Here is a 21,932-nt window from a genome sequence, read left to right as displayed (position 1 = left end):
AGCGTACGGAGGACCGGTGAACGTCCCCGCGGAGCTGGCTCGCACGGGCGGCCACGCCGGTGTGTACCTGTCTTTTCCCGAGTGCGTGACAGGCGACCAGGTATCCGTCGACGAGTTGCCGGACGACAGCGTCCGCCGGGAACTTCAGCTGCTGCGGGAACAGTGCGTGGGCCATTGCCGGGTCAGTGCCCGGCCGCTGCTGGAACTGGCGGCGGAAAGCGCCTCGGGGACGTGGCTGCGGGCCGGTCGTCCGCCGCTCGACTCGGTGGTGTTCTGCACGGACACCTCGTTCGACGGCGGTGTGAGCGGTGCGCTGGGCGACCTCCTCGGCCGGCTCGGCGCACCCGTCGGCTCCGCACTGGCCGTCGGCGGTTCCGGCTGCGGCAATTTGGGCCCGGGCCTGGCCACCGCGAGGAATCTCATCCAGGCGAACGGTGCTTCGGCCGTTCTGCTGGTCACTGCCGACGCGGTCGGCGACGGCGCCCGCTATCTGCCCAGTTCCACGACGGTGCTCAGCGATGGGGCGGCGGCATGCCTCGTCACGAGCGAACCGGCGGGGAAGTCGTTCAAGGTCCTCGGCCTCGCTTCTTCCTTCCACGCCGACAAAGGGGCTCCGTCCGGACTGGTCAACGCAAAGGGGATCGTGGCACTGGTCCGGCGGGCCGTGGCGGGTGCGTTCGCGGAGCTGCCGGTCAGCGCGGAGAGCTGCCGGTTCCTGCTGACCGGCCACTACGGACGGACCACGTGCGCGCTGCTGGCGCTCGCGGCGAGGGTCGATCCGAAGAACGTCTACCGCCCGCTCGCTGACGAAATGGGGCATTGCTTCGCCGCGGACGTGCTGGCCGGGCTCGGCCGGCTGGCACAGGATCCCGCGGGCGAGCCGGGTGACGTGGTGCTGCTGGTCACCACCGGCTCACGCTCCTGCACTGCGGTCGTGGCCATGCTGACCGAGGCGCCGGAGTAAAGCCCTCGACGGACTCAGCCGGCCCCGGCGGGCTGTTCCGGGGGAACGGCCGGCTTGCGGGGCGGCACCAGCGGGGTGGCGTCGCGTTCGTTCGGGTCGGCGAGCAGGTCGTAGGCATCCACCTGACTGCCGTCGACCTGCCAGACGACCTTGGTCCGGGAGTCGCCGGTGTCGAGCCGGACCGCCGCGAGCGACTCGATGTCCGGGTAGTCGCCCGCTGTCCGCCGTTCCTCCGGATAGCGGGTTTCGCAGTATGCCGGGCGGCCAGGGCTTTCCGGCGCGGCGAACAGCGAGGTCAGCGACTGGCCGTCGGAGGCGGGGGCGAGCAGGCCGGTCAGCTCGAGCACGGTGGGCATGATGTCCACCAGCCGGACCTGGCTGTGCACGTCGCCGACGGCGGGCACCCCCGGCCCGGTGAAGATCAACGGCACGTGCTGGGTGGTGTCGAAGAGCAGGCAGCCGTGTCCTTCTTCGTACGGGTGGCCGAGGCTCCCCGCGTGGTCGTTGGGATACCAGCCCGCGAGGTCCTCGCCGTGGTCGGAGAAGCACACGACAAGCATCGACTCCAGCGGATGCCCGAGTTGGCCGAGCCGGTCCAGCAGCCGCCCGGCGTAGTGGTCGGAGTACGCCACTTCTCCTTCGTACGGGTTGTCGACCTGCACGCCGACGTCCTCCGGCGGCTCGTACGGCCAGTGCGCGTCGAAGAAATGCGCGAACAGGAAGAACGGCTCGGTCTGCCGGGCCGCCCAATCGGAGGCGCGGTCGGCCACCATCGGCGCCCGTTTGAGTGCCAGGCCCCGCATCTTCACGTCGTTGACGGTGAGCGGGTCGGAGCCGTCCGGCAGCCGGGGTATCTCGTCGTCGTAGAAGCCGAATCCGCGGTCGATGCCGTACCAGGTGTTGAGGCCCGGACAGGACACCACCGCGCCGGTGGCGTACCCCGCGTCCCGCAACAGTTCCGCCAAGGTCGGGACGTCGGCGCGCAGCCGCTCCCGAAGCAGATGACGGATGCCGTGGTTCGGCGGTTGCAGTCCGGTGAACACGCTCGCGTGGCTGATCGGGGTCAGCGGCGACGAGGAGATCGCCTGGCGGAATGTCGCCCCGCCCTGTCGAAGCCGTTGCACGGTAGGCATTCGGCCGGAAAGCGCGACGTCGGCACGCACCGTGTCGAGCGAGATGAACAGGATGTTCGGAGATCGCATCCACAGCTCCCCAGAATGGCCGGACAAGCGAGGGTCACGTCGATCGTGCGGGCACGATTTCACGGCGGTGGTTCGGCGTGAAGTGCCGGCATGCCTGTGCCGCGCCAATGGATGCCGGCGTGCCCCAGCGTGTGCGGATCGAGGTGGTTGCGCGTGTCGACGAGGACACGGCCGCGCATCGCCCCGGCGAGCCGGGGCCAGTCGAGCGCGCGGAACTCGGGCCAGTCGGTCAGCAGCACGAGGACGACGGCCCCGGCGGCGGCGCGGTAGGCGTCTTCGGTGATCCGGACGACCCCGTCCAGGTCGGGCCACGGTCTGGTGAGCGCGGGGTCGTACCCGGTCAGCTCGGCTCCGGCCGCGTGCAGCAACGCCGCGATCGCCAGTGCCGGCGAGTCGCGGAGGTCGTCGGTTCCCGCTTTGAAACACAGGCCGAGCAGTCCGATCCGGGTGCCGCGCAGCGAACCGCCCGCGGCGTGGCGCACCTTGGACACGATCAGCTTCTGGTGGTGCCGGTTGATGTCGACGGTGGCGCGGAGCAACGGGAAATCGAACCCGGCCGAGGCGGACATCCGCATCAGTGCGTTGACGTCCTTGGGCAGGCACGAACCGCCGTAGCCCGGCCCCGGGCGGAGGAACTCCTGGCCGATGCGGAGGTCGAGCCCGATCCCCCTGGTGACGGCTTCGATGTTCGCGCCCATCCGCTCGCACAGCTCGGCGATGGCGTTGACGTAGGAGAGTTTCATGGCCAGGAAACAATTGGCCGCGTACTTCACCATTTCGGCGCTGGCCGGATCGGTGATCACGGTGGGGACATCCAGCGCGGCGTAGAGCACGGCGACCTTCGCGGCGGCGTCCGCGTGCTCGGCGCCGAGCACCACGCGGTCGGGGCGGAGGAAGTCCGCCACCGCGGTTCCCTCGCGCAGGAATTCGGGATTGCTCACCACCGCGAGATCGTGGCGGTTCAGCAGGCCGGCCACGCGTGCGGCGGTGCCGACCGGGACGGTGGATTTGATCGCCACCACGCAGCCGGGCGGGAGCAGCTGCCCGATCTCGCCGACTACGGATTCGATCGCACTGGTGTCGGCCGCCTTGCCGTCGGCCATGGGCGTGGGCAGGCACAGCAGAACGACGTCCACCGGGCCGGCGACGGCGGCCGCCGCGCCGGCGACGAAGGCCAACCGGTCCGCGTCCAGTCCTTCGCGGACGAGATCGGGCAGGCCGGGTTCCGCGATCGACACTTCGCCCTCGTGGAGCCGTTTGACCTTGGTCGCGTTGATGTCGGCGCAGATGACCTGGTGGCCCAGCGAGGCAAGGCAGGCGCTCGTGGTCAACCCGACGTACCCGGCCCCGATGACGGCCACTCGCCTGTGGACCACGCGCTCACCTGCCCAAGGGTCTCGGATGGAATGACGCCCGCGATGGCATGGGGTTTCGTGCGGAAAAGCGCCCGTCGGCGGCCCGCCTTGTTTCCGCGCATCGCCCGCGGGCCGCGTCATTCAGCGGGGAAGACACGACAGCGGTGAAGTTTTTCGCCGGAATGGTAACGCGGATTTCGTGGTCGAGGTCAAGGAGAACGCGACCCGGGTCGTCCCGATTTCCCGCGGACCGCGGGCGGCGGTCGGACGAGTAGTGCGGCCCGGCGCGTTCAACTGCCGAATTCCGCAGTTGCACATCCGGGCGGGCGGACGGAAGTCGTGATCTGGCAGGCGTTCGGGCCGGTCCGATCGTTGACGCCGAGGGCGAGCGCGCCCAGGCTGGGCAGGAGTTCGCGCCGCCGCCCGAATGTCGGCGGGCGCGTCGGCGCATCTCGTTGACCGCTTTTGTCGCGCGCCCGGAAAAAGGGGGATCAATGGTCGGCAAGTCTCTGGATCTCAACCTCTACACGAATGCCGATGACACGGTGGACCAGCGGTACATGGCCCAGATGCGCGCGCAGGACGAAGAACCTGTCAGCACGGACAGTTCGTTGCCGCGATTCACCCTCGTCGTCGGCCCGTCCCCGTTCACCATGCCGCGCGGGTGGGAATTCTTTCTCACGTCTCCCTACGAGGGCGCGACGTACATCTCGACGGTGCTGCACAACGCGGGATACCCGGTGCGGATCGTGGATGTCCGGTACGCGCTCGATCCGCTCAAATCCGCGTACGACCAGATCGTCGGCCAGACCGACGTTCTGGGGATCTGCACGTTCGAGGACAACTTCCCGTTCTGCCGGGAACTGATGGACCAGGTGCGGGCGGCGGCGCCGGAGGTACCGATCATCTGCGGCGGTTCCCTGGTGACCTCGGCGCCGTCGATTTTCATGGAGCACACGGCCTGCGACGTCGCGGTGATCAGCGAGGGCGAGATCACCATCCTGGAGTTGATGGAAAGCTACGCCGCCGGCCGGTGGGCCACGGACCTGCCGAACATCCGCGGGATCTGCTACCGGTCGCCGGACGGCGGGACGAAGCGGACCAGGCCGCGCGGTCAGATGATGGACCTCGACGCGTTGCCCCGGATGCGGCTGGACCTGTGGCCGCAGGCGCACAGTCCGATGGGCCTGCAGCCGCAGATCATCTCGTCCTACAGCCGCGGCTGCAAGATGGACTGTTCGTTCTGCTATCGGACGACCCCGCAGGTGCGGGCGAAATCGCCGGAGAAGATGGACCGGGACCTGGCGTGGCTCAAGAGCGAGTACGGCATCGAGTTCAGTTTCTTCGTGGATCTGACATTCAGCTCCCACCGCGGTCAGACCATCGAGATGTGCGATGTCATCAAGGACCACGACATCCGGTGGACCTGCCTCACCCGGTGTGCGGACATGGACGCGCCGCGGGCGAACGCGATGCGCGACGCGGGGGCTGACATCATCCTGTACGGCGTGGAATCCCTCGGGAAGGAGGTGTTGCGCGAAGCGAGGAAGGGCAGCAGCGAGAACCTCACCGTCCGTGCCATGCGGACCACCTTCGACGCGGGAGTGCGGTTCGGTTCGCTGCTGATCGTGGGACTGGCCAACGAAAGCGAAGAATCGCTGGACGACATGGTCCGGTTCGCGGAGACCTACAACCACGTGACGCGGGTGAAGTACCTGTCCGCGATGCCCGGCACGACTGTGTACCAGCAGGCGATTTCGTCGGGCCTGATCCGCTCGGAGATCGACCACCTCAACTGGCTGTCGGTCGAACAGGCGCTGCACGAGGACGAGTTCCTCAACGTCAGCGGCCTGCCGGAGAAGGTGTGCCGCGACGCGTACAAGCGCGTCTACGACGCGTACCAGCCGGGTCCGGTCATGGAGTTCAAGCACTTCCCCGAAAACTTCCAGTACTTCCATCCCCAGCCGAACGACGGGCTGGAGCGTTCGACCAGCTACGCGGGCAAGTCCTGGCGGGCGGCCTGGAGTTCGGCGGCGGGGCGGTTGGCGCCTGGTTCGGAACGCTTCACTCTGGACAAGGTCGGAAATCCGGAAGTAGCGGCCGCTGGGAGCAGCCTCATGGCTTGCGGCGCGAAGTCGATGTCGTGACGGACGCGAGGTCGTCGAGCCCGATCTTCATCATCGGTACGGAACGATCGGGCTCGAACCTGCTGCGGCTGATGCTCAACTCGCACTCCCGGATCGCCATTCCGCATCCGCCGCACTTCATGCGGTACCTGGCTCCCCTCGCGCACACCTACGGCGATCTGGCTTCGGAGGCCAATCGGCGCGTGCTCGTGCGGGACGCGCTGACCCTGCTCCGGCGGCACATCCACCCCTGGCCGCGACCGATCGACCGCGAACGGGTGGTCCGTCGCGCGAGTCCCAGTCTGTTCGGCGTGGTGGCCGCGATCTACGAGGAGTTCCGGCTCGGCGAGGGCAAGCCTCGCTGGGGCTGCAAGAGCACCTTCATGGTCGACCACGTGGCGGAGGTGCTCGCCGAGTACCCGGACGCGCTGTTCGTCTGGCTGGTGCGTGATCCGTGCGACGTGGCATCGTCGGCGAAACGCGCGGTCTTCGGGTACTGCAGTCCCTTCCGGATGGCACAGCTGTGGAACGCGCAGCAGAACCGTGCCGCCGCGGCGCTCAGCGCATGGGGACCGGAGGTGCTGCATTTGGTCCGGTACGAGGATCTGGTCACCAGTCCGGCCACGGAGGTTGCCCGGCTCTGCGCGTTCATCGGCGAACAGGTCGAGCCCGCGATGCTGGTCCCGCAACGGTCGCCGGAGGCCGGCCGGGCCGCTGGCCTCTCGGAGTCCTGGCGCAGCACCAGGGGACCCATCTCGGCCAAGTTCATCGGTGGCAGCCGACGCGGACTGACCGCGCGAGAACGGCTTCAGGTGGACAGCGTGACCATGGACTTGAAGAAGAAGTTCGGATACGACGTGGACCCGAACGCCGCGCTGGTGCGCCGGCCCAGCGGTGTCGAAACTGCCGTCCGCGGTGCGCTGTCGCGCGTTCGCGTGGAATACCGGTCGCTGCGCAAGGACAAGAACTGCGCACTCCGCTGGGTCAGGGATGCGACGGTGCTCTGGTTGGCGCTCAAGAGCAAGGCACGGCACAAGCTCGCAGCTGCGTGGAGGGCGGAATGAGTATCGAGAACGACGCGGTCGTCGATCATTTCACGAACCGCGCACCCACCTACGACCGGTCGAGCTCGTGGTGCACGGACGACGCACTCGGCGAGGTGGTGCTTCGTGCCGCCGCGCCGACGAGCGCGAGTCACGTGCTCGATGTCGCCTGCGGCACCGGTCTGGTGTCCCGGTTGTTCCACGGGCGGGTCGCCAAGGTGATCGGGGCGGACATCACCGCGGAGATGGCGGAACAGGCCAAGCCGAGACTGGACGAGCTCGTCGTCGCCCCGGCCGAGACGTTGCCGTTCCCGGCGGGGAGCTTCGACGTGGTCGTGTGCCGGCAGGGAATCCAGTTCATGACGCTGCCCGACGCGACGCGCGAGATGGTGCGTGTGCTCAAGCCCGGCGGCCGGCTCGTCCTGGTCAACCTCTGCGCGTACGGGCCCGCGGACCGGGACGAGTACTTCGAAATCCTGCGGCTGCGCAACCCGGTCCGCCGGCACTTCTTCCTGCCGGAGGATCTGCGCGCGCTGCTGCGGGAGTCCGGCTGCGCGGAGGTTTCGCTGGAGCGCTACGTCTCGGTCGAGAACGTCGACGTCTGGTCGGACAACGGCGCCATCGCCGAATCCCGCAGAGAGGCGATCCGGCGTGTCTACCGCGGCGCCAGCGAGGAGTTTCGCCGCCTGCACGCCGTACAAGAGGAAGACGGTTCCTTTGTGGACCACATGCTCTTCCTCGTGGCGGCCGGCACGAAACGTTGAGGTCCGCGGATCATGGCGAACGCGGTCGAAGACCTGGCGTCGACGAACGGGCCGGCCGAGGTGTACCTCTCGTTCGTCGAGTACACGGTAGGGACCGAGGTGCCCATCGGCGACCTGTCGGACGAAGCAGTCGCCCGGGAACTCGACACCCTGCGGGACCAAGGTGTGCGCACCAGCAGGGTCGCTGAACGCTCGCTGCTCGAAATGGCCGCGGAAAGCGCGTCGAGGACATGCCGGAGTGCGGGCGGCGCAGCGGTCGATTCAGTGGTTTTCAGCACGGAGACGCTGTTTGGCCGCGGGGTGAGCGAAGCACTGAGCGAATTTCTGGTGCGGCTCGGAACGCCGCTGACTCCGGCGTTGGCGGTGGGCGGAGCCGGGATCGGCGATGCGGGCCCTGGGCTCGCGACGGCGAGGAACCTCATCCGGGCCGAGGGCGCCTCGTCCGTTCTGCTCGTCACCGCCGACGCGGTCGCCGCGGGCAGTCGCTATCTGACGAGCGGCACGACAGTGCTGAGCGACGGAGCGGCGGCGTGTCTGCTCACTCGGGAGCCGGCGGAACGGTCGTTCAAGGTCCTCGGACTCGCCCCGAGCCGCCGCACGGACAATACGGCCGGTGCGGAGGCTGCCGCCGGCTTGGTCGGGCGGGCGGTGTCGAACGCGTTCGACGGGCTGCCGATCGACGTCGGCGACTGCCGGTACCTGCTGACCGGCCACTACGGCCGCGACGTGTGGCAGCTGGTGGCCTCGGCCGCGAACGTCGGTCCGGAGAACGTCTACCGGCCGCTTGCGGACGAGGTGGGTCATTGCTTCGCCGTGGACGTGCTGGCCGGTCTCGGCCGGCTGGCTGAGGATCGCACCAGCGCGGCCGGCGACGTGGTCCTGCTCGTCACGACCGGGCCGCGGTCCTGTACGGCGGTCGTCGCGATGCTGATGGAGTCATGAGTGTGAACACGGATGTCTACGAAAAGGTTCTGACCATCGTGCGGCAGGTGGCGCGCGACCCGGCGGTCGACCCCGCCGCGTCGTTCGAACAGCTGGGGGTCGGCTCCATGGAACTCGTGCACATCGTCGAACTCGTGCGCAGCGAATGCGGCACCGACGTGTGGATCGACGACGCCTTCGACGCAGCCGACGTCGCTTCGTTCGCGCGGCTGGCGGCTGGCCAGGCACTTCGCGGGGCTGGCGGGGATTCTCGCGCGTGATTCCCGGCCGGCGGCCGGGAATCAGTCCTTCGCGGACGTTTCCGGTCCGGCGAGCGACCCGGGAGTCTCCAGGTTGTTCTTGATCGACTTGAGGAAGCCGACCGCGTCGCGGCCGTTGACCACGCGGTGGTCGAACGCGATTCCCAGGTGGACGAACCGGCGTTGGCGAAGCTCGCCCTCGGAAAGCGCCACCTCGGACATCGGGCTGCCGAGGGAAACCATGCAGATGTGTCCTGGATGGACGATCGGCTGGGCGAACACCACTTCGGCATCGGCGTCGGTGTTGATCGAAACGGCGATGGTGCTGCCCTCGAAGTCCCGCTGCTGGAACGATTTCCGCATTGCCTTCACCCGAAGCTGCATGAGCCGAGCGGCGATATCGGCGAGCGAGGCGCTGTTCGCGTCGCGCACGACGGGGACGTAGAGTCCGTCGCCCGTGTCGATGGTGACCCCGACGTGCGCCGCTTCCGACAGCGACAGCGTGTGTTCCCCGGTCAGCGTGGCGAAGAAGGCCGGGAATGCCGCATGCGCTTCCCCGATCGCCTTGACCACCAGTTCGGGGAGCCCGATGGCGAGGCCGCGTTCGCCGAGTCGTTGCCGCAGGTCTTCGGCGGCGTCGAGGTGCACACGCACCACCGTGAACGCGGCGGGAATGGTGCGGTGGGCCAGGCTGACGACTTCGGCGATCTGCCGCTGCGCGCGGGACAGCCGTGTCGGCGGGGCCGGCGCTTCCCCGTCGGACAGGAGCTCCGCGACGTCTGATCTCCGGATGATTTTCCTGCCCAGCGCCGCCAGCGCGTGCTGCGGGACGCCGGCCTTCTCGACGAGCTCCCGCGCCGAATTGGTGATGACGAAATCCAGCGAGCGAGCGGCGGGAGCCGAGCCGCCGGCGGTGCGAGCGGCACGTTCTTCGGCGGTGTCGAAGTGGTACGCGATCGCCTCGTCGACGGCGAAATCGGCGGCCTCGGCCACGATGTGGTGCAGCACCCCGGCGTGGCTGCTCTCGATGACCTCGACGGACTTCGAGGTCTCGATCTCGGCGATGGGCTGGTGTGCCCGCACTTCGGCGCCGTCGCCGGCAAGCCAGGTCAGCAAGGTGTACGTGACGTCGTTGGAGTTGAGCTGTGGCACACGTATCTCACGCATCGAGCACCTTCTCGATCGCCGCTTGGATGTCGGCGTCCTGGATCAGGACCTGTCGCTCCAGATGCCTGGCCGCCGGGACGATCTCGGCGGCCGAAGCGACCACGACGACCGGGTGTGCCAGGTCTCGCCAGATCCGCTCGTGCAGAACCCGGGCCACCTCGGCGCCCCAGCCGCCGCCGGCGGGTCCCTCTTCGGCGACGCACACCCTGCCGGCCCGTCGGAGCAGGGGGAGCAGCGGTTCGGGGTCGAACGGGTACAGCCGCGAGGGCACGATGACCTGGCTGTGGCGCTCAGACTCCAGGAACACCGAACGCGCGGCGGTCATCGCGCGATCGGCCAGGCCGCCGGCGGCGATCACCACGACGTCGGCGATGTGCGGTTCGTCGATGTACACCTGGGCGTGGTTGTGGTCGAGGAGCCGGACCTCGAACAGGTCGTCCACCCTGCGGCGGTGCCGGGTCCGCCGTCCGTACAGGGTCTTGTCCTCGAAGAACACGCAGGGCTCGCCCGCGTCCAGCATCCTGGTGAAGGTGCTGAGGTTGTCGTGGAACGGGGACATCTCGTAGACCTGCAGGTGGGGGATCCCGATGAAGTGCTTCTGCGGGCTCTGACTGTGCGTCGCGCCGTATCCCCGCCCGCCGCCGCTCGCGCACCTCACCACGAGGTGCATGGGAACGGTCCTGCCGTACATCGACACCGATTTGGAAGCGAAGTTGAGCAGCTGGTCGAAAGCCTGGGCGAGGAAGTCGGCGAACATGACCTCGACGATCGGCCGGTTGCCGCAGAGTGCCAGTCCGCCCGCGACGCCCGTGATCCCGGCTTCGCTGATCGGCGTGGTGATGGTCCGGCGGGGAAACCGCGTGGACAGGCCTCTGGTGGCCTTGAACGCGCCGCCGTAGGGGTCCGCGATGTCCTCGCCGAGCACGTAGATCCGGGGATCGCGGTCGAGCAGCGTGTGCAAGGCGGAGTTGAGGTCTTCGACGACCCGGGTCACGTCCCGCTCCAAACGGCCGGGGCAGCGGCCTGGACCTGGCCGAGAATCGTCGTGAACCGTTCGCGCTGCTGTCGTTCGACTGTCGCCCACTGTTCCGGGAAGGCGTCGCGGTAACGTGCGGACCAGTCCCGGGCCCAGAGATCAGCCACCGTCTCGGCGTCGCGCGTGTCGTCGCCTTTGCTGTGCGGACCGAGCCGTTGCGTCTCGAACTCGATGACGATCGGCCGGTGGGACTCGCGAACAGCGGAGATCAGGGGCTCGACCTGTTCTCTGACGGCCGCCACGTCCTGCGTGCGGACCGCCGCGTGGCCGATGCCGAAGGCCGCGGCGCGGTCGGCGATCGAACCGGCCGTGTGGGATCGGCTCGGGGTCGACTGGGCGATCCCGTTGTTCTCGACGACGACGACGAGCGGGACGTTCCACAGCGAGGCCATGTTCAGCCCTTCGTAGACCGAACCCTGTGCCCAGGTGCCGTCCCCGACGAACACCGCGACCACCTGGTTTTCCCCGTTGTCCCGTGCGTGCAAAGCGATGCCGACCGCGACGGGCAGGCTGTGGCCTTGCACCCCGGTGGAGAGGTAGTTGCGCCGGTGCAAGTGCTGGCTGCCGCCGACTCCGTTGCAGACGCCGCCCGCGCGGCCCATGAGCTCCGCCAGAAGTCCTTCGGGGTCGTCATGCCGCGCGAGGTAGTGCCCGTGGCCCCGATGGTTGCTCACCACGTAGTCGTCACGTAACGAGCGGGCCAGTGCGACGGGAATGTATTCCTGACCGAGGCACGTGTGGGTGGTCCCGTGCAGTTCTCCGTTCGAGAAGAGTTCGAGCAAGCCGAGTTCGAACTGCCGGATCAGCAGCAGACTGCGCAGGTCTTCGTCGGACAGGCACTGCGGCGGGGCGTCGAGCGCGTGGGTTCCGTCGCCCGGGCGGCGGGTCGTCGTCATCGAACGCTCGCCGTCGCCGCGGCCGTGGAAAGCAGGCCCGTCCGTGCGGCCTCGTCGATCTCGTCCCAGGGGCTCGTCCCGTGCCGGAACCCGTTCGGGCGCGGGCGGAATCGGGTCCCGCGCATCCGCCGCCCGATCGGCTTGGCCCGGCCCCCGATGAGCCGCAGCTCGGAGCGATCGGCCTCGCGCGCGACGGTGAGCAGTTCGAGCCCGACGAGCAGATCGCGGATCCGTGCGCAGCCGGCCCCGTCGCGGGCGGGGGAGGCCACGACCTCGTAGCCGCCGTCCTGCGGCTGGGCGATCCAGCCTGGTCGTCGGCGGAGGTGTTCGAACGCTGGGCGGGGGATCGAGCAGTACAGAGTGAGAATGGAGAACCCGCGGCTCTCGTCCCGGCCGAAGATCGTGCCGGTGAACCACACCATGCCGCTCATCACCTCGCCCTCGCCGAATAAGGGATCGTGTCTTCGGGCAGTGCCCGCGGTTCGCGCTCGAAGACCGTGCGGGTTTCCGGCCCGCCCATCACCAGAGCGGCGTCGGGGACGAGCTGCGCCACCGAGACGGCTACGTGCTGGACAAAACCGTGGTTCCGCGTGTGCCACGACAGCCCGGCGTCCGGCTCGGTGAGCATGACCTCGGCCAACGGCAACGCAGAGTCCACGAGGCACTCGGTGAGAACCGCAGCGAGGCACCCGTTTCCGGGTCGAACGCCGCCGCCCGCCGGGGCAGGCTCGGGGGGTCTTGGCGTACGACAAGGGTGTGCCGGGCCGGCTGCCGCTAGTGAGCATGCCCTCTCCAGGGTGCTTTCGGGTCGTGGGGCGGATACGTCCGAACGCGGTGGATCACGTCAGGCTTCTGCCATGAGCAGGTTTGTCCAGCTCGAGGTTTCCGCTGCGGTCCGAGGGACGTCGAGCAGGCCGCACATCTCCCACCACCCGGCGAAATAGCGCGACCTCTCGGTCACCGAGACCCCGGCGAAGCGGTTCGTGAGCCTCTTGCCCACCATGGTGAACCGGGCGCAGGCGTCTTCGAGCGCTTCGCCCCGCAGCGCCGCGGAAGGCGCCTGGTGGTCGCTCTGGAAGAAGACGAGACGTTCGTCGGCGGCGGCTTCGTAGAATTCGGACTCGACGTTCTCGTCGGCGCAGACGAACTGGAAAAGTGCGCCGGAACCGACGATCTCGATCGGGATCTCGTTGCGCGCGAGGACATCTCGTGCGTGTTCGATGAACCGGCCGCCGTTTTCCGCGATGCCGCGTTGCACCTCGCCGCCGGCCATCAGCCGCAACGTTTCTTCGGCGGCGGCGAGCGCCGTGGGCTCGAAGAAAGAGGTGAAGGTCATTCGGTCCAGCGAAGCGAGCAGCCCGGGGTCGCCGCCCACAGCGCAGAGGGGGTGCCCGTTGGCGAGGCCCTTGGAGACGACCCAGACGTCCGGGCGCAGCACGTCGTCGCCGACGAACAGGCCGGGGCGATAGCGGAGACCGGACTTCACCTCGTCGAGGATGACCTTCACCCCGTGCCGGGTCGTGTGCTCCCGCAGCCGCCTGAACCAGCTCTCGCGGAAGTAGATCGGCTCGACCGAAACCACAACGGCCGCGATCGAGTCGCCGTACCGCGCCAGCAGGGTCTCCAGCAGCGGCAGGTCGTAGTAGAAATCGATCACTCCGCTCGGGTTCGGCGCACCGGCCGTTTCCGGCGCGGCCCACATGGGGTCGTAGCCGTGGTAACCGGCACTGAGGACGAATGGGCGCGCTGTTTCCTTCTGGACCGCGCAGACCGCCGCCCGGACACCTGCCGTGCCGGATCGGAAGAGGCCCATCACCGTGCCGCCGCACAACCGTTGGAGCTGCTGGAGAACTGCGTCGACGGACGGGTTCCAGCCGGTGGTCGTGCCATGGTCGCCGCGTGCCGCGCGGGTGACCGCGTCGGCGACGGAGCGGTGCCCGTGTCCGAGGAGGACGGACCCGCGGGCGTTGTCGAAATCGAGCCAGGAATCGCCGTTCGGGTCGAAAACCATCGCGCCGTGCCCGCGAACCAGCCGAAGCGGGCCGCCCTCCTTGGTGCGCGGATGAATCGGGTTCTGCGCGAGCAACGGCTGGTTCATGTGCTCTCCGTTTCTCCGTGGCAGCGCTTGTTCCGGCCGAGACGAGCGAAGAGGAATCAGGCGAGCCACTCGGATTCCGGCCGCCGGCGACAACTCTTGTCAGCCGATCACCTCGCTGTCAACATGGGCCGCGGCTCTTCGATTTGGTGCTGGCAAACAATGTGCCGAGCAGGAGGCGGACGTCTTGCGCTACCCGGTCGACTCAGGCAGGCCGCGATGAGCGCGGCCGAGCCGTGCCGCCTCGCACCGCAACAGGAGCACATCTGGGAGTACCTCAGGTTCCTCAATCCCGCCGATCCGGGTTCGACGTACCTCACGATCGCCGAGGCGGTGCGGATCCACGGCGCGATGGACGTCGCCGCGTTCCGGTCGGCGTTCGCGATGGTGTTCGGCAGGCACGACATCCTCCGCGCCGCCCTGAGTTCGCTGGGCGACTCGCCGCTTCTGGTTTGGCCCGAAGACGTGCGCTTCGAGGTGCCGTTCGACGACCTGCGCGGGCTTTCCGGGGCCGAGCAGCGGTCCGTGCTGGACAAGGCCCATGCCGACCTGGACGAAGCGTCGTTCGACCTGCTGACCGGTCCGCTGGTGCGAGCGCGGGTGTTCCGGGTGGACACCGAAGAGCACGTGGTGATGATCGCCTGCCAGCACCTGGTCATGGACGGCTGGTCGGCGGATCTGTTCTGGCGAGAGCTCTTCTGGTGCTACCGGGACGCGCTCGCCCAGCGGCCCTGTACGCTCGCGCGGCCGATGATGCAGTACCGCGACTTCGCGGATGCGCAATGGCTCAGGTTCCCGGAGGGGCGACGCACCGGTTCGCACTGGGCGGATCAGCTCGGCGGGGTGCCGCCACCGCTGGCCCTTCCGACCGACCGGCCTCGGTCGGGACTTCGTTCGTGGCGCTACGCCTTGCACGAGTTCACGTTTTCCGACGACTTGAAGACCGAGCTGGCGGCAGCGAGTTTGCGTTGGCGCGTAACGCCGTTCGTGGTGGTGCTCGCGGCGTACCACACGCTGTTGTTCCGGCTGACCGGCGAAACCGACCTGACCACCGGATCGGTGATGTCCACCCGTGACGACCCGCGGGCCGCGCACATGCTCGGCCTCTGCACGAACGTCGTGTTCCTGCGGGCACGGGCTTCGCCGGGGTGGACGTTCGCGGATCTGGTCCGGCACCTGTGGGGCGTCACCGGATCCGCGTACCGAAACGAGGCACCGTACAGCAGTATCGCGGCGGAGTTGTGGCCGGGCTTCCAGGCTGCCAGGCCCTGGCCCCCGCAGGCCGTCTTCCAGTCGTGGTTCCAGTTCGACGTGCCCGCTCGAGCCTTCGACGCCAGCCCGTTCCGGGTCGCCAGGTTCACCCGCACCGCCAAGGCGATGCTCACCCGGGTCTACGAGATCACCGACGAACGGCAGCGTCCCCTGTGGGAACGGGAAAATCCCACGTTCGAGTTCGATGCGACCGGCTCGGCGGGTGTGGTTCAGTACAACGAAAGCCTGTTCCGGCCGGAGACCGTCGCCGGCATGACCGCGGATCTGCAGGCGATCCTGCGGGCCGGCCTGCGCCGTCCGGACACGGCCATGGCCGACCTCCCGTCGGCGCGCTGACCTGGTCACCGACCGGGCGGGTCCGCCGGCCGGGCGCGCTGGACGATTCGCCACATGCCACCGGCGGTGGACAGGTTCGACCAGGTCAGCTCGTGGTCGGCGAAGGTGATCCGGTAGGCGCTTTCGATCGCGGTGATCAGCTCGATCGCCTTCGCCGAGGTGAGCCCGAGGTGCACGAGCTGTTCGTCCGGGCCGAGCCGGTCACCGGGGCGCAGCAAGGTGAGGTGGGACAGCACGATCCGTTCGAAGTCCGCGTCCCAGGCGCTGTCCATGGTCAGCTTCCCGTCCCTTCGTAGCGGGCCAGCCCCGCCTTCCAGACCTTCAGGCTCAGCACGACGACCGCCGTCGCCGCGACCGGCGGTCCGATCACGAGCAGCCACCCGGGCAGGCCGTCGTCATGGTGCAGCAACAGGCGCGACGGGTAGTAGTTGACGAAGGCGAACGGCAGCAGCGTCGAGATCAGACGCAGGAACCACGAGCCGAAGATGTGCGCCGGGTAGTGCTGGACGATTTCCTGGAGCTCGTGCGTGCCGGACAGAAAGACATTCGAACGCATGGTCCAGAACGCGAGACTGCACAACGCCAGGGTCACGCCGGCGAGCACAGCGGCTCCGCCCAGGACGGCGAGGACCAGGTAGGCGATCCTGGCCGCCGACCACGGCAGGCCGAGCCGGTCGGCCGCCAGCACCACGCCGAACGCGCCGAGCAGGATGTGGGTGACGTCCTTGAAGTTCACCTTCTGCCCGAGGACCTGCACCAGCACCGGCACCGGGCGGACGAGCATCTGGTCGAGAGTGCCGTCCTGGACCATGGTCTCGAGCGCGGCCAGGTGCGACGTGAACAGGCACTGCACGCCGAGCGCCGTGAGGAACATCGAGTACAGGAACACCACGTCCCAGATGGTCCAGCCGCCCAGGCTGACGAAAGTCCGCAGCAGCACGCCCAGCAGCAGCAGGTCGATCACGTTGAGCAGGACGATCCCGACCGACAGCAGCCAGGTGTCCGCCCGGTAGGCCCGTTGGCTACGCACCGCGAGACGCAGGTAGAGCCCGTACTGCCGCAGCACTCGGCCGGCTTCGCCCATCGGCTACCCTCCCTGCACGGCGAGCCTGCGGTGGCTCCCGCGCCAGGCCAAGGCGATCAGACCGATGCCTGCCCCGGTCCAAAGCGCCTGCAGCCCCAGGTCGCGCCACGCGTCGCCATCCCGCACGAAGCCGATGTAGACCGACAGCGGGGTGAAGAAGACGGCGCGGAACGGCAGCCACATCGTGAGCTCGGCCAGCCACCGCGGGTACAACCACAACGGGATCCAGACGCCGGAAAGCATCGTGATGACCGCGTGGTAGACGACCATCAGCCCGTACAGGTTCATCGTGCGCATGACGAGCATGCCGACCAGGAAGTTCAGGCAGAACATCAGGACGAAGGCGAGCACGATGCCGATCGCGAACTGAACGCCGGCGAGCGCGCTCGCCGGAGCGGCCACGTCGAACGCGATCGAGGCCGCCGCGGCGGCCGGCAGCACCACCAAACCCAGTACCGCCAACGATTCGCCGACCCACAGGCAGAACAGCTGGTAGGGCAGGGACATCGGCCGGAGCAGGTCGCCGGTGATCAGTCCCGTCCGGACCCGCTTGGCGATGTGGAAGTGCGGTCCGTCCCACCAGCCGAGCAGTTCGCCGAGGACAGCGGAGATTACGCCGTAGGCGACCATGCTGCTCGTCGGCACTGGGAAATTCCCGGGGGACGCCGCGTACAGCACCAACCAGACCGTGCAGACGGCGAACATCTTGACCAGCGTGTTGACCAGGTGCATCCAGTACCCGGCGGGGTAGGCCAGCCTGCGGTTCAGTCCCTGGCGGCCGAACGCCGTCAGCAGGACCAGCCAGCGTGGGCACCGGATGCCGGCCGCCGGGTTCACCGGGTGGTTCCGACCGCGCGGGGCTTGGCGCCGTCGTCGTAGATCTGCCGGACGATGTCCTCGATCCGGGGTTCCTCGACGGTGAAGTCACGGACCGGGTAGTGCCGCATCACGTGGCTGGTCACCTCGGTGATCGGCATGTCGGCGCGCCGGAAGCGGACGCGAACCGTCGCGTCGTCCTCCCGCTCGGCCAACGCGCCGGGGACGGTGATTTCCCCCGCTGCTTCCGGAGCTAGCTTCACCCGGATGGTCGTGTACGGCGCGAACCGGGCGACGGTTTCCGCGAGAGTTCCCTCGAACAGCTTGCCGCCGTGGTCAATCAGCACGATGCGGTCGCTGAGCAGTTCGATGTCCCGCAGGTCATGGGTGGTCAGCAGGATCGTGACCCCGGTGTCGTCGCACACCTGCCGGACGAATTCGCGCAGCCGGGTCTTGGCCGCGATGTCCAGCCCGATCGTCGGCTCGTCCAGGAACAGGGCTCGCGGCCGGTGGATGAAGGCCGCCGCGAGATCGGCGCGCACGCGTTGGCCGAGACTCAGCTGCCGCACGGGGGTGGCGAGGAATTCGGCCAACCCGAGAACCTCGGTCACGGTGTCCATGACGTCGGCGAAATCCTTGGCGGAAATGTCGTAGACGCGTCGCAGCAACCGGAATGTGTCGATGACCGGGATGTCCCACCACAGCGTGGTCTTCTGGCCGAACACGACGCCTAGTTCGTGCGCGACCTTCGCCCGATTGCGAAAGGGATCGAGACCGGCGACCCGCACCGATCCGGCGGTAGGAGCGAGAATGCCGCAGAGGCATTTCATGGTGGTCGACTTGCCCGCGCCGTTGGCGCCGAGCAGGCCGACGATCGTGCCCTCGGCGACGTCGAACGACAGTCCTGCCACTGCTTCGCGGTCGTCCCACGCGCGTCGGAACAGATTCCGGATCGGCCCCGAGCGCTCGTCCCGGCGACGGACGCGGAACCGCTTCGTCAGATCTCGTACCTCGACAGTGTTCATTTCCCCATTCCGCTGCCTCGTGTGCCGAGCCGGCGTGTCCGACCGAACGGGCTGATTCGCTCGGGCGTGCCATGTAATCAGAGCGGTGAAGCGGCTGTCCAACATGCCAGAGTTCACCCCGCGGAACGCGGGAACGTTGTCATCACACCGATGCGTCTAGCCCCGCCGACCGCCGGCCGGGGAGCCGGTTTCGCCGTCAGCCGCGCGGAATCGCGTCGACGCGCACCGCCGCGGATTCGATGTCCGCGATCAGACCGTCCAGGGCCGTCAGGCATTCCTCGATGGAGCAGACGTCCGCGCGCAGGCGCAATTCCGGATTCTCCGGTTCCTCATAGGGATCGTCGAATCCCGTCAGCCCGGTGATCTCGCCTGCCCGGGCGCGGGCGTAGAGCCCCTTGACGTCCCGATCGACGCAAGTTCGCAGCTCGGCGTCGACAAAGACCTCAGCGAAGGGGATCCCCGCCGCTTCGTGTTCCGATCTGACGTGATCGCGCGCCTGCCGGTAGGGCGCGATGACCGGGACGAGCGCCAGCACACCGTGCTCCGCGAACATCCGGGCCAGGCTGCCGATCCGCCGCACGTTGGAGATCCGGTCGGCCTTGGAGAACCCGAGTTCGGGGAAGAAGGCGGCTCGGATCACATCCCCGTCGAGTACCTGTACTCGCCGCCGGCGCCGGACGCGCTCGGCGTACGCCGCGGCCAGAGTGGACTTGCCGGCACTGGGCAGACCGGTGAACCAGATAGACGCCGTCACCGCCGGCTCTCCTTTCCTTCGCTGGGAAAAACACCGGCCGCGATGTCACTCGCTCGGATCTTCGTAAGGCACGGCAAGGAATCCGCGATGCCGTCAGCCTGCTCGTTCACGCCCGCAGCGTAAGGGATTGGCGACCGAGTGCACGACCGATCAGTGTCCCGGGCCGGGCACGTTGAAATGCGTCCCGTCGGCTTCCGGCTCCGCCTGAGCGCAAGCGGTGGAGGAATGTCTGGCCCGTGCTGGCGGCGGGCCTCCGAACAGGTGACGTTGAACTGCGGAGGTTGTATTCAACCTAGGGAGCTAAGCAGAGTTCCGCTTTGACTTCCCAGGGGCCTAGGATGATGTTGTCGACGCAGCTGGTTCTGCGGGTCTTGATGACCGATCCGTCGAGGAAGCATTACGGTCTTCAAATTCGCACCGAAGCGGGGCTTCCCGGCGGCACGATTCATCCGATCCTGGCCCGGCTGGAAAGGGTTGGCTGGTTGTCCAGCCGAGGGGAGACGGTCGACACTCGCGAGGAGGGCAGGCCGCGGCGCCGGTACTACCGCGTTGATCCGGCAGCGATCGGGATGGTCCAAGCGGCTCTGTCGCGCGCGGAAGCTTCTGCGCGGATTGTGGATCCTTTGTGCCCGCGTCTTTCCGGCGGTGCGTCATGAGCATCATCGATCACTGGCGGCCAGGCCGATGAACACCCCGCCACGGCACTGCCTGGCGGGGTTCTTCATGCCGCCGACATCGGCACGCGCAATGCCTCGCTCCTCGGCATTTTCCGTGCCGCGCAACACAGCCCTCGCGCGTCCCCGGCGATCTCGGCCATCGCCGCGCTTACCGTGTCCGGCACGGCGAGCGCCCTCGTATCGATCCTCGCTGTCTGGTAGTCCTTACCCACGGCGGTCCCCTTCCTCGGGTGTCCTTGGTCGTGGGGGACCGCCGCCTCAGAACCTCCACGACACCCGGGACAACCTCTGTGGCCATCTCGTATCGCAGGCTCGCCGCACTGCCGCACCTGCCGGCTCTCATGGCATGGTCCCAAGCTGGCCGGCTCTACCTGGCCAGTACCGGGATCGCGGTGTCCTTCCTGGTCGCCAGGTGGACCTCGTCCTATGCGATCGCTGGTGCGGTCGGCGGTGCCCTCGCTCTCGGCCAGGCGGTGGCCGGACCGCTGCATGGACGGGCTGCCGACCGCGGTCCTGTGTACCGCGTGCTGGTGCGCACCAGCACGCGGTATGCGGCCGGACTGACGGCAATGGCCGTTCTGCCGGCGCTGCTCGGTGCGCCCGCCTGGCCGCTGCTTGTCGTGCTCGCGCTCGTGACGGGTGTCTTCCTGCCGCCGGTCACCCAGATCTCGCGGATGGTCTGGCCCAGGGTGTCCAAGGGGGCCGACACGGAGGCCCTGTACAGCCTGGACGCCTCGTTCCAAGAGGTGAACTACGTCATCGGTCCGGTGCTGACCTCCGCGGCGGTCGCGGTATGGAGCCCCTCGGTCGCACTGGTCGCCATCGCGGCCGTCGCGGTGCTCGGGAGCTGCGGGTTCGCGCGGGTGCTGCGCCGGACCTCGCTTGACCTCCCGCTGACTTCGGCGCCTGGGACGACAAGGCATCGGAGGCTGCCGCTGGCCAACCGAAACATGCTGGTCTGCCTGGCAGCGGCTCTGGCTTTGGTCATCGCCCTGTACTCGACGGACTTGCTGATCGTCGCGTGGGCCAGGAATCAGAACGCGCCACTGCTCGCTGGTGTGCTGGGCGCGGTCTGGGCGATCGGTTCGCTGATCGGCGGATTATACGTCGGGCGCCTGGCCGGTCGGCCGCTGCTGACGCTGCGGCTCGCCCTCGCGGCGGTTGGCATCGCTGCTTTGGTCGCGGTGCTTCCTCCCGTGCTCATGCCGTCGAGCCCCGTCCTGGTGGCCGCGGTGCTGATGATGGGCGGCACGGCGGTCGCACCGTCGCTGGCCGCCATCACGTCCCGGGTCGGCGAACAGGTTCCCGAGGATCGCAAGGGCGAGGCGTTCGGCTGGCTGGCTACCGCCGTCACGTCCGGCACCACTATCGCCCTGCCGCTGTCCGGCGTGGTCTTGGACCAGCACGGGCCGGCGGCAGCCGCTGGAGCTGCCGCCGTGTTCGCGGCGCTGGCGGCACTGATCAGCGTTTTCCTGCGAGGAACGCCATGACGGCCGCCCGCGTGTCCGGGTGGCGCAACAGTTCGTCACGACCGCACTCCACAGTGATGTCACCGCCCGCGACCTCCCGCGAGGTCACCCGAAGCGTGCGGGCGACCCGATCAGGCTGACCGGCGCCCGAAGCGGCAACCAGGTGGGTCAACCACTCCAGGCACGCCTCGGTGAGCTGGCTTGAGAGATCGTCGACGGTGGCAGGGTCGCAGCCGTCGGCGATCAGAGTGTGGGACACCCGGCGCTGCAGATCGGCCCTCACGGCAGCGACAAACCTTGTCGGAGCGTCGACCGCACGGCACAGTTCGGCGATCTCGTCCTCGGTGGCATCGACACCGAGTTGGCGCACGGCATCCCGATACGCGTCGAGAACAGTCACGGCGGTGACAGGCTCAGCGTCGAACAGCACCAGCGGTGGCTGGATCGACAACTCGGCGACGAGCCGTACCGCCAGCGGCGCGGACGCGCAGTAGGCGAGTACGGCGTCAACACGGCCTGGTGGCTTGCGGGACAACAGGTCTGTGACGTACCCGGGGCAGTCGGTCGCCGTGGGCAGCGGCGCGATCAGCAGGTTGGTCACCTCGGGCAGCCCGAGGTCGTCGATCCGCGCCTGCGCGCGGTAGCCGGGGTAGTCCAGGGCAAGCAGCAC

At 68.3% G+C, this 21,932-nt stretch carries 23 protein-coding genes; 9 read left to right on the top strand and 14 right to left on the bottom strand.

The genetic code is table 11. The features are described from left to right. The first annotated feature begins 16 nt into the window (after nucleotides 1–16). Nucleotides 17–964, top strand: a complete 948-nt coding sequence (locus ACWDNU_RS17185; RefSeq protein ID WP_449669558.1) for a hypothetical protein — start codon at nucleotides 17–19, stop codon at nucleotides 962–964. Nucleotides 965–978: 14 nt separating this feature from the next. Here ACWDNU_RS17185 and ACWDNU_RS17180 read toward each other — a convergent pair whose 3' ends face one another. Both ACWDNU_RS17180 and ACWDNU_RS17175 read right to left on the bottom strand, forming a co-directional pair. Next, nucleotides 979–2,166: a sulfatase gene (locus ACWDNU_RS17180; RefSeq protein WP_449669557.1), complete on the bottom strand. Its 1,188-nt coding sequence runs from the start codon at nucleotides 2,164–2,166 to the stop codon at nucleotides 979–981. 59 nt (nucleotides 2,167–2,225) lie between these two features. Then, on the bottom strand, nucleotides 2,226–3,542 hold the full coding sequence (locus ACWDNU_RS17175; RefSeq protein WP_449669556.1) for a UDP-glucose dehydrogenase family protein: 1,317 nt from the start codon (nucleotides 3,540–3,542) through the stop codon (nucleotides 2,226–2,228). 473 nt (nucleotides 3,543–4,015) lie between these two features. Here ACWDNU_RS17175 and ACWDNU_RS17170 point away from each other — a divergent pair, with 473 nt between their 5' ends. The 5 genes from ACWDNU_RS17170 to ACWDNU_RS17150 are packed head-to-tail and all read left to right on the top strand — an operon-like array spanning nucleotide 4,016 to nucleotide 8,656. Further along, nucleotides 4,016–5,668, top strand: a complete 1,653-nt coding sequence (locus tag ACWDNU_RS17170; RefSeq protein WP_449669555.1) for a B12-binding domain-containing radical SAM protein — start codon at nucleotides 4,016–4,018, stop codon at nucleotides 5,666–5,668. Continuing rightward, on the top strand, nucleotides 5,644–6,711 hold the full coding sequence (locus ACWDNU_RS17165; protein WP_449669554.1) for a sulfotransferase family protein: 1,068 nt from the start codon (nucleotides 5,644–5,646) through the stop codon (nucleotides 6,709–6,711). Before ACWDNU_RS17170 ends, ACWDNU_RS17165 begins: the two co-directional genes overlap by 25 nt. Next, a complete protein-coding gene (locus ACWDNU_RS17160; protein WP_449669553.1) occupies nucleotides 6,708–7,454 on the top strand; it encodes a class I SAM-dependent methyltransferase in 747 nt (248 codons plus the stop codon). Before ACWDNU_RS17165 ends, ACWDNU_RS17160 begins: the two co-directional genes overlap by 4 nt. 12 nt (nucleotides 7,455–7,466) lie before the next feature. Further along, nucleotides 7,467–8,396, top strand: coding sequence for a hypothetical protein (locus tag ACWDNU_RS17155; protein ID WP_449669552.1), 930 nt, complete (start codon nucleotides 7,467–7,469; stop codon nucleotides 8,394–8,396). After that, on the top strand, nucleotides 8,393–8,656 hold the full coding sequence (locus ACWDNU_RS17150; RefSeq protein ID WP_449669551.1) for a phosphopantetheine-binding protein: 264 nt from the start codon (nucleotides 8,393–8,395) through the stop codon (nucleotides 8,654–8,656). Before ACWDNU_RS17155 ends, ACWDNU_RS17150 begins: the two co-directional genes overlap by 4 nt. 21 nt (nucleotides 8,657–8,677) lie before the next feature. On the opposite strand, the gene ACWDNU_RS17145 is transcribed toward ACWDNU_RS17150, so the two are convergent. From ACWDNU_RS17145 to ACWDNU_RS17120, 6 genes are all read right to left on the bottom strand, one after another. Continuing rightward, nucleotides 8,678–9,802, bottom strand: a complete 1,125-nt coding sequence (locus ACWDNU_RS17145; protein WP_449669550.1) for a 2-oxo acid dehydrogenase subunit E2 — start codon at nucleotides 9,800–9,802, stop codon at nucleotides 8,678–8,680. Further along, a complete protein-coding gene (locus ACWDNU_RS17140; RefSeq protein WP_449669549.1) occupies nucleotides 9,795–10,796 on the bottom strand; it encodes an alpha-ketoacid dehydrogenase subunit beta in 1,002 nt (333 codons plus the stop codon). Before ACWDNU_RS17140 ends, ACWDNU_RS17145 begins: the two co-directional genes overlap by 8 nt. After that, nucleotides 10,793–11,734 (bottom strand): thiamine pyrophosphate-dependent dehydrogenase E1 component subunit alpha, encoded by a 942-nt coding sequence (locus ACWDNU_RS17135; RefSeq protein ID WP_449669548.1) that lies wholly within the window; start codon nucleotides 11,732–11,734, stop codon nucleotides 10,793–10,795. Before ACWDNU_RS17135 ends, ACWDNU_RS17140 begins: the two co-directional genes overlap by 4 nt. Continuing rightward, nucleotides 11,731–12,165, bottom strand: a complete 435-nt coding sequence (locus tag ACWDNU_RS17130; protein ID WP_449669547.1) for a hypothetical protein — start codon at nucleotides 12,163–12,165, stop codon at nucleotides 11,731–11,733. Before ACWDNU_RS17130 ends, ACWDNU_RS17135 begins: the two co-directional genes overlap by 4 nt. Further along, on the bottom strand, nucleotides 12,165–12,392 hold the full coding sequence (locus ACWDNU_RS17125) for a hypothetical protein (RefSeq protein ID WP_449669546.1): 228 nt from the start codon (nucleotides 12,390–12,392) through the stop codon (nucleotides 12,165–12,167). Before ACWDNU_RS17125 ends, ACWDNU_RS17130 begins: the two co-directional genes overlap by 1 nt. 186 nt (nucleotides 12,393–12,578) lie before the next feature. Next, the gene (locus ACWDNU_RS17120; RefSeq protein ID WP_449669545.1) at nucleotides 12,579–13,832 is read right to left on the bottom strand and encodes an aminotransferase class III-fold pyridoxal phosphate-dependent enzyme; all 1,254 of its coding nucleotides are present in this window, start codon (nucleotides 13,830–13,832) and stop codon (nucleotides 12,579–12,581) included. Between the two features lie 216 nt (nucleotides 13,833–14,048). On the opposite strand from ACWDNU_RS17120, the gene ACWDNU_RS17115 reads away from it, so the two are divergent. Continuing rightward, nucleotides 14,049–15,437, top strand: coding sequence for a condensation domain-containing protein (locus ACWDNU_RS17115; protein ID WP_449669544.1), 1,389 nt, complete (start codon nucleotides 14,049–14,051; stop codon nucleotides 15,435–15,437). A 5-nt stretch (nucleotides 15,438–15,442) separates the two neighbouring features. Here the strand turns inward: ACWDNU_RS17115 and ACWDNU_RS17110 are convergent, their stop codons facing one another. The 5 genes from ACWDNU_RS17110 to cysC all read right to left on the bottom strand — a co-directional run bounded on the left by ACWDNU_RS17110 (nucleotide 15,443) and on the right by cysC (nucleotide 19,116). Beyond that, nucleotides 15,443–15,709 carry an acyl carrier protein gene (locus ACWDNU_RS17110; protein WP_449669543.1) on the bottom strand — a complete coding sequence of 89 codons (267 nt, stop codon included), beginning with the start codon at nucleotides 15,707–15,709 and terminating at the stop codon, nucleotides 15,443–15,445. 2 nt (nucleotides 15,710–15,711) lie between these two features. Next, entirely contained in the window at nucleotides 15,712–16,521 is an 810-nt protein-coding gene (locus ACWDNU_RS17105) for an ABC transporter permease (protein ID WP_449669542.1), read from the bottom strand. Between the two features lie 3 nt (nucleotides 16,522–16,524). Next, a complete protein-coding gene (locus tag ACWDNU_RS17100) occupies nucleotides 16,525–17,358 on the bottom strand; it encodes an ABC transporter permease (protein ID WP_449669541.1) in 834 nt (277 codons plus the stop codon). Next, nucleotides 17,355–18,362: an ABC transporter ATP-binding protein gene (locus ACWDNU_RS17095; protein WP_449669540.1), complete on the bottom strand. Its 1,008-nt coding sequence runs from the start codon at nucleotides 18,360–18,362 to the stop codon at nucleotides 17,355–17,357. Before ACWDNU_RS17095 ends, ACWDNU_RS17100 begins: the two co-directional genes overlap by 4 nt. Nucleotides 18,363–18,558: 196 nt before the next feature. After that, entirely contained in the window at nucleotides 18,559–19,116 is a 558-nt protein-coding gene (gene cysC, locus ACWDNU_RS17090) for an adenylyl-sulfate kinase (protein WP_449669539.1), read from the bottom strand. Between the two features lie 338 nt (nucleotides 19,117–19,454). Between cysC and ACWDNU_RS17085 the strand changes: the two genes are divergently transcribed. Next, complete coding sequence (locus tag ACWDNU_RS17085) at nucleotides 19,455–19,772, top strand: PadR family transcriptional regulator (RefSeq protein ID WP_449669538.1); 318 nt, start codon at nucleotides 19,455–19,457, stop codon at nucleotides 19,770–19,772. 311 nt (nucleotides 19,773–20,083) lie between these two features. Further along, nucleotides 20,084–21,283, top strand: a complete 1,200-nt coding sequence (locus tag ACWDNU_RS17080) for an MFS transporter (RefSeq protein ID WP_449669537.1) — start codon at nucleotides 20,084–20,086, stop codon at nucleotides 21,281–21,283. Here the strand turns inward: ACWDNU_RS17080 and ACWDNU_RS17075 are convergent. Continuing rightward, nucleotides 21,255–21,932, bottom strand: coding sequence for a hypothetical protein (locus tag ACWDNU_RS17075; protein WP_449669536.1), 678 nt, complete (start codon nucleotides 21,930–21,932; stop codon nucleotides 21,255–21,257). The genes ACWDNU_RS17080 and ACWDNU_RS17075 overlap by 29 nt on opposite strands.

It is taken from the genome of Amycolatopsis sp. NPDC003676 (assembly GCF_053587275.1).
The sequence above is the reverse complement of the archived record's forward strand: the minus strand, read 5'-3'. Positions and strand labels throughout refer to the sequence as shown.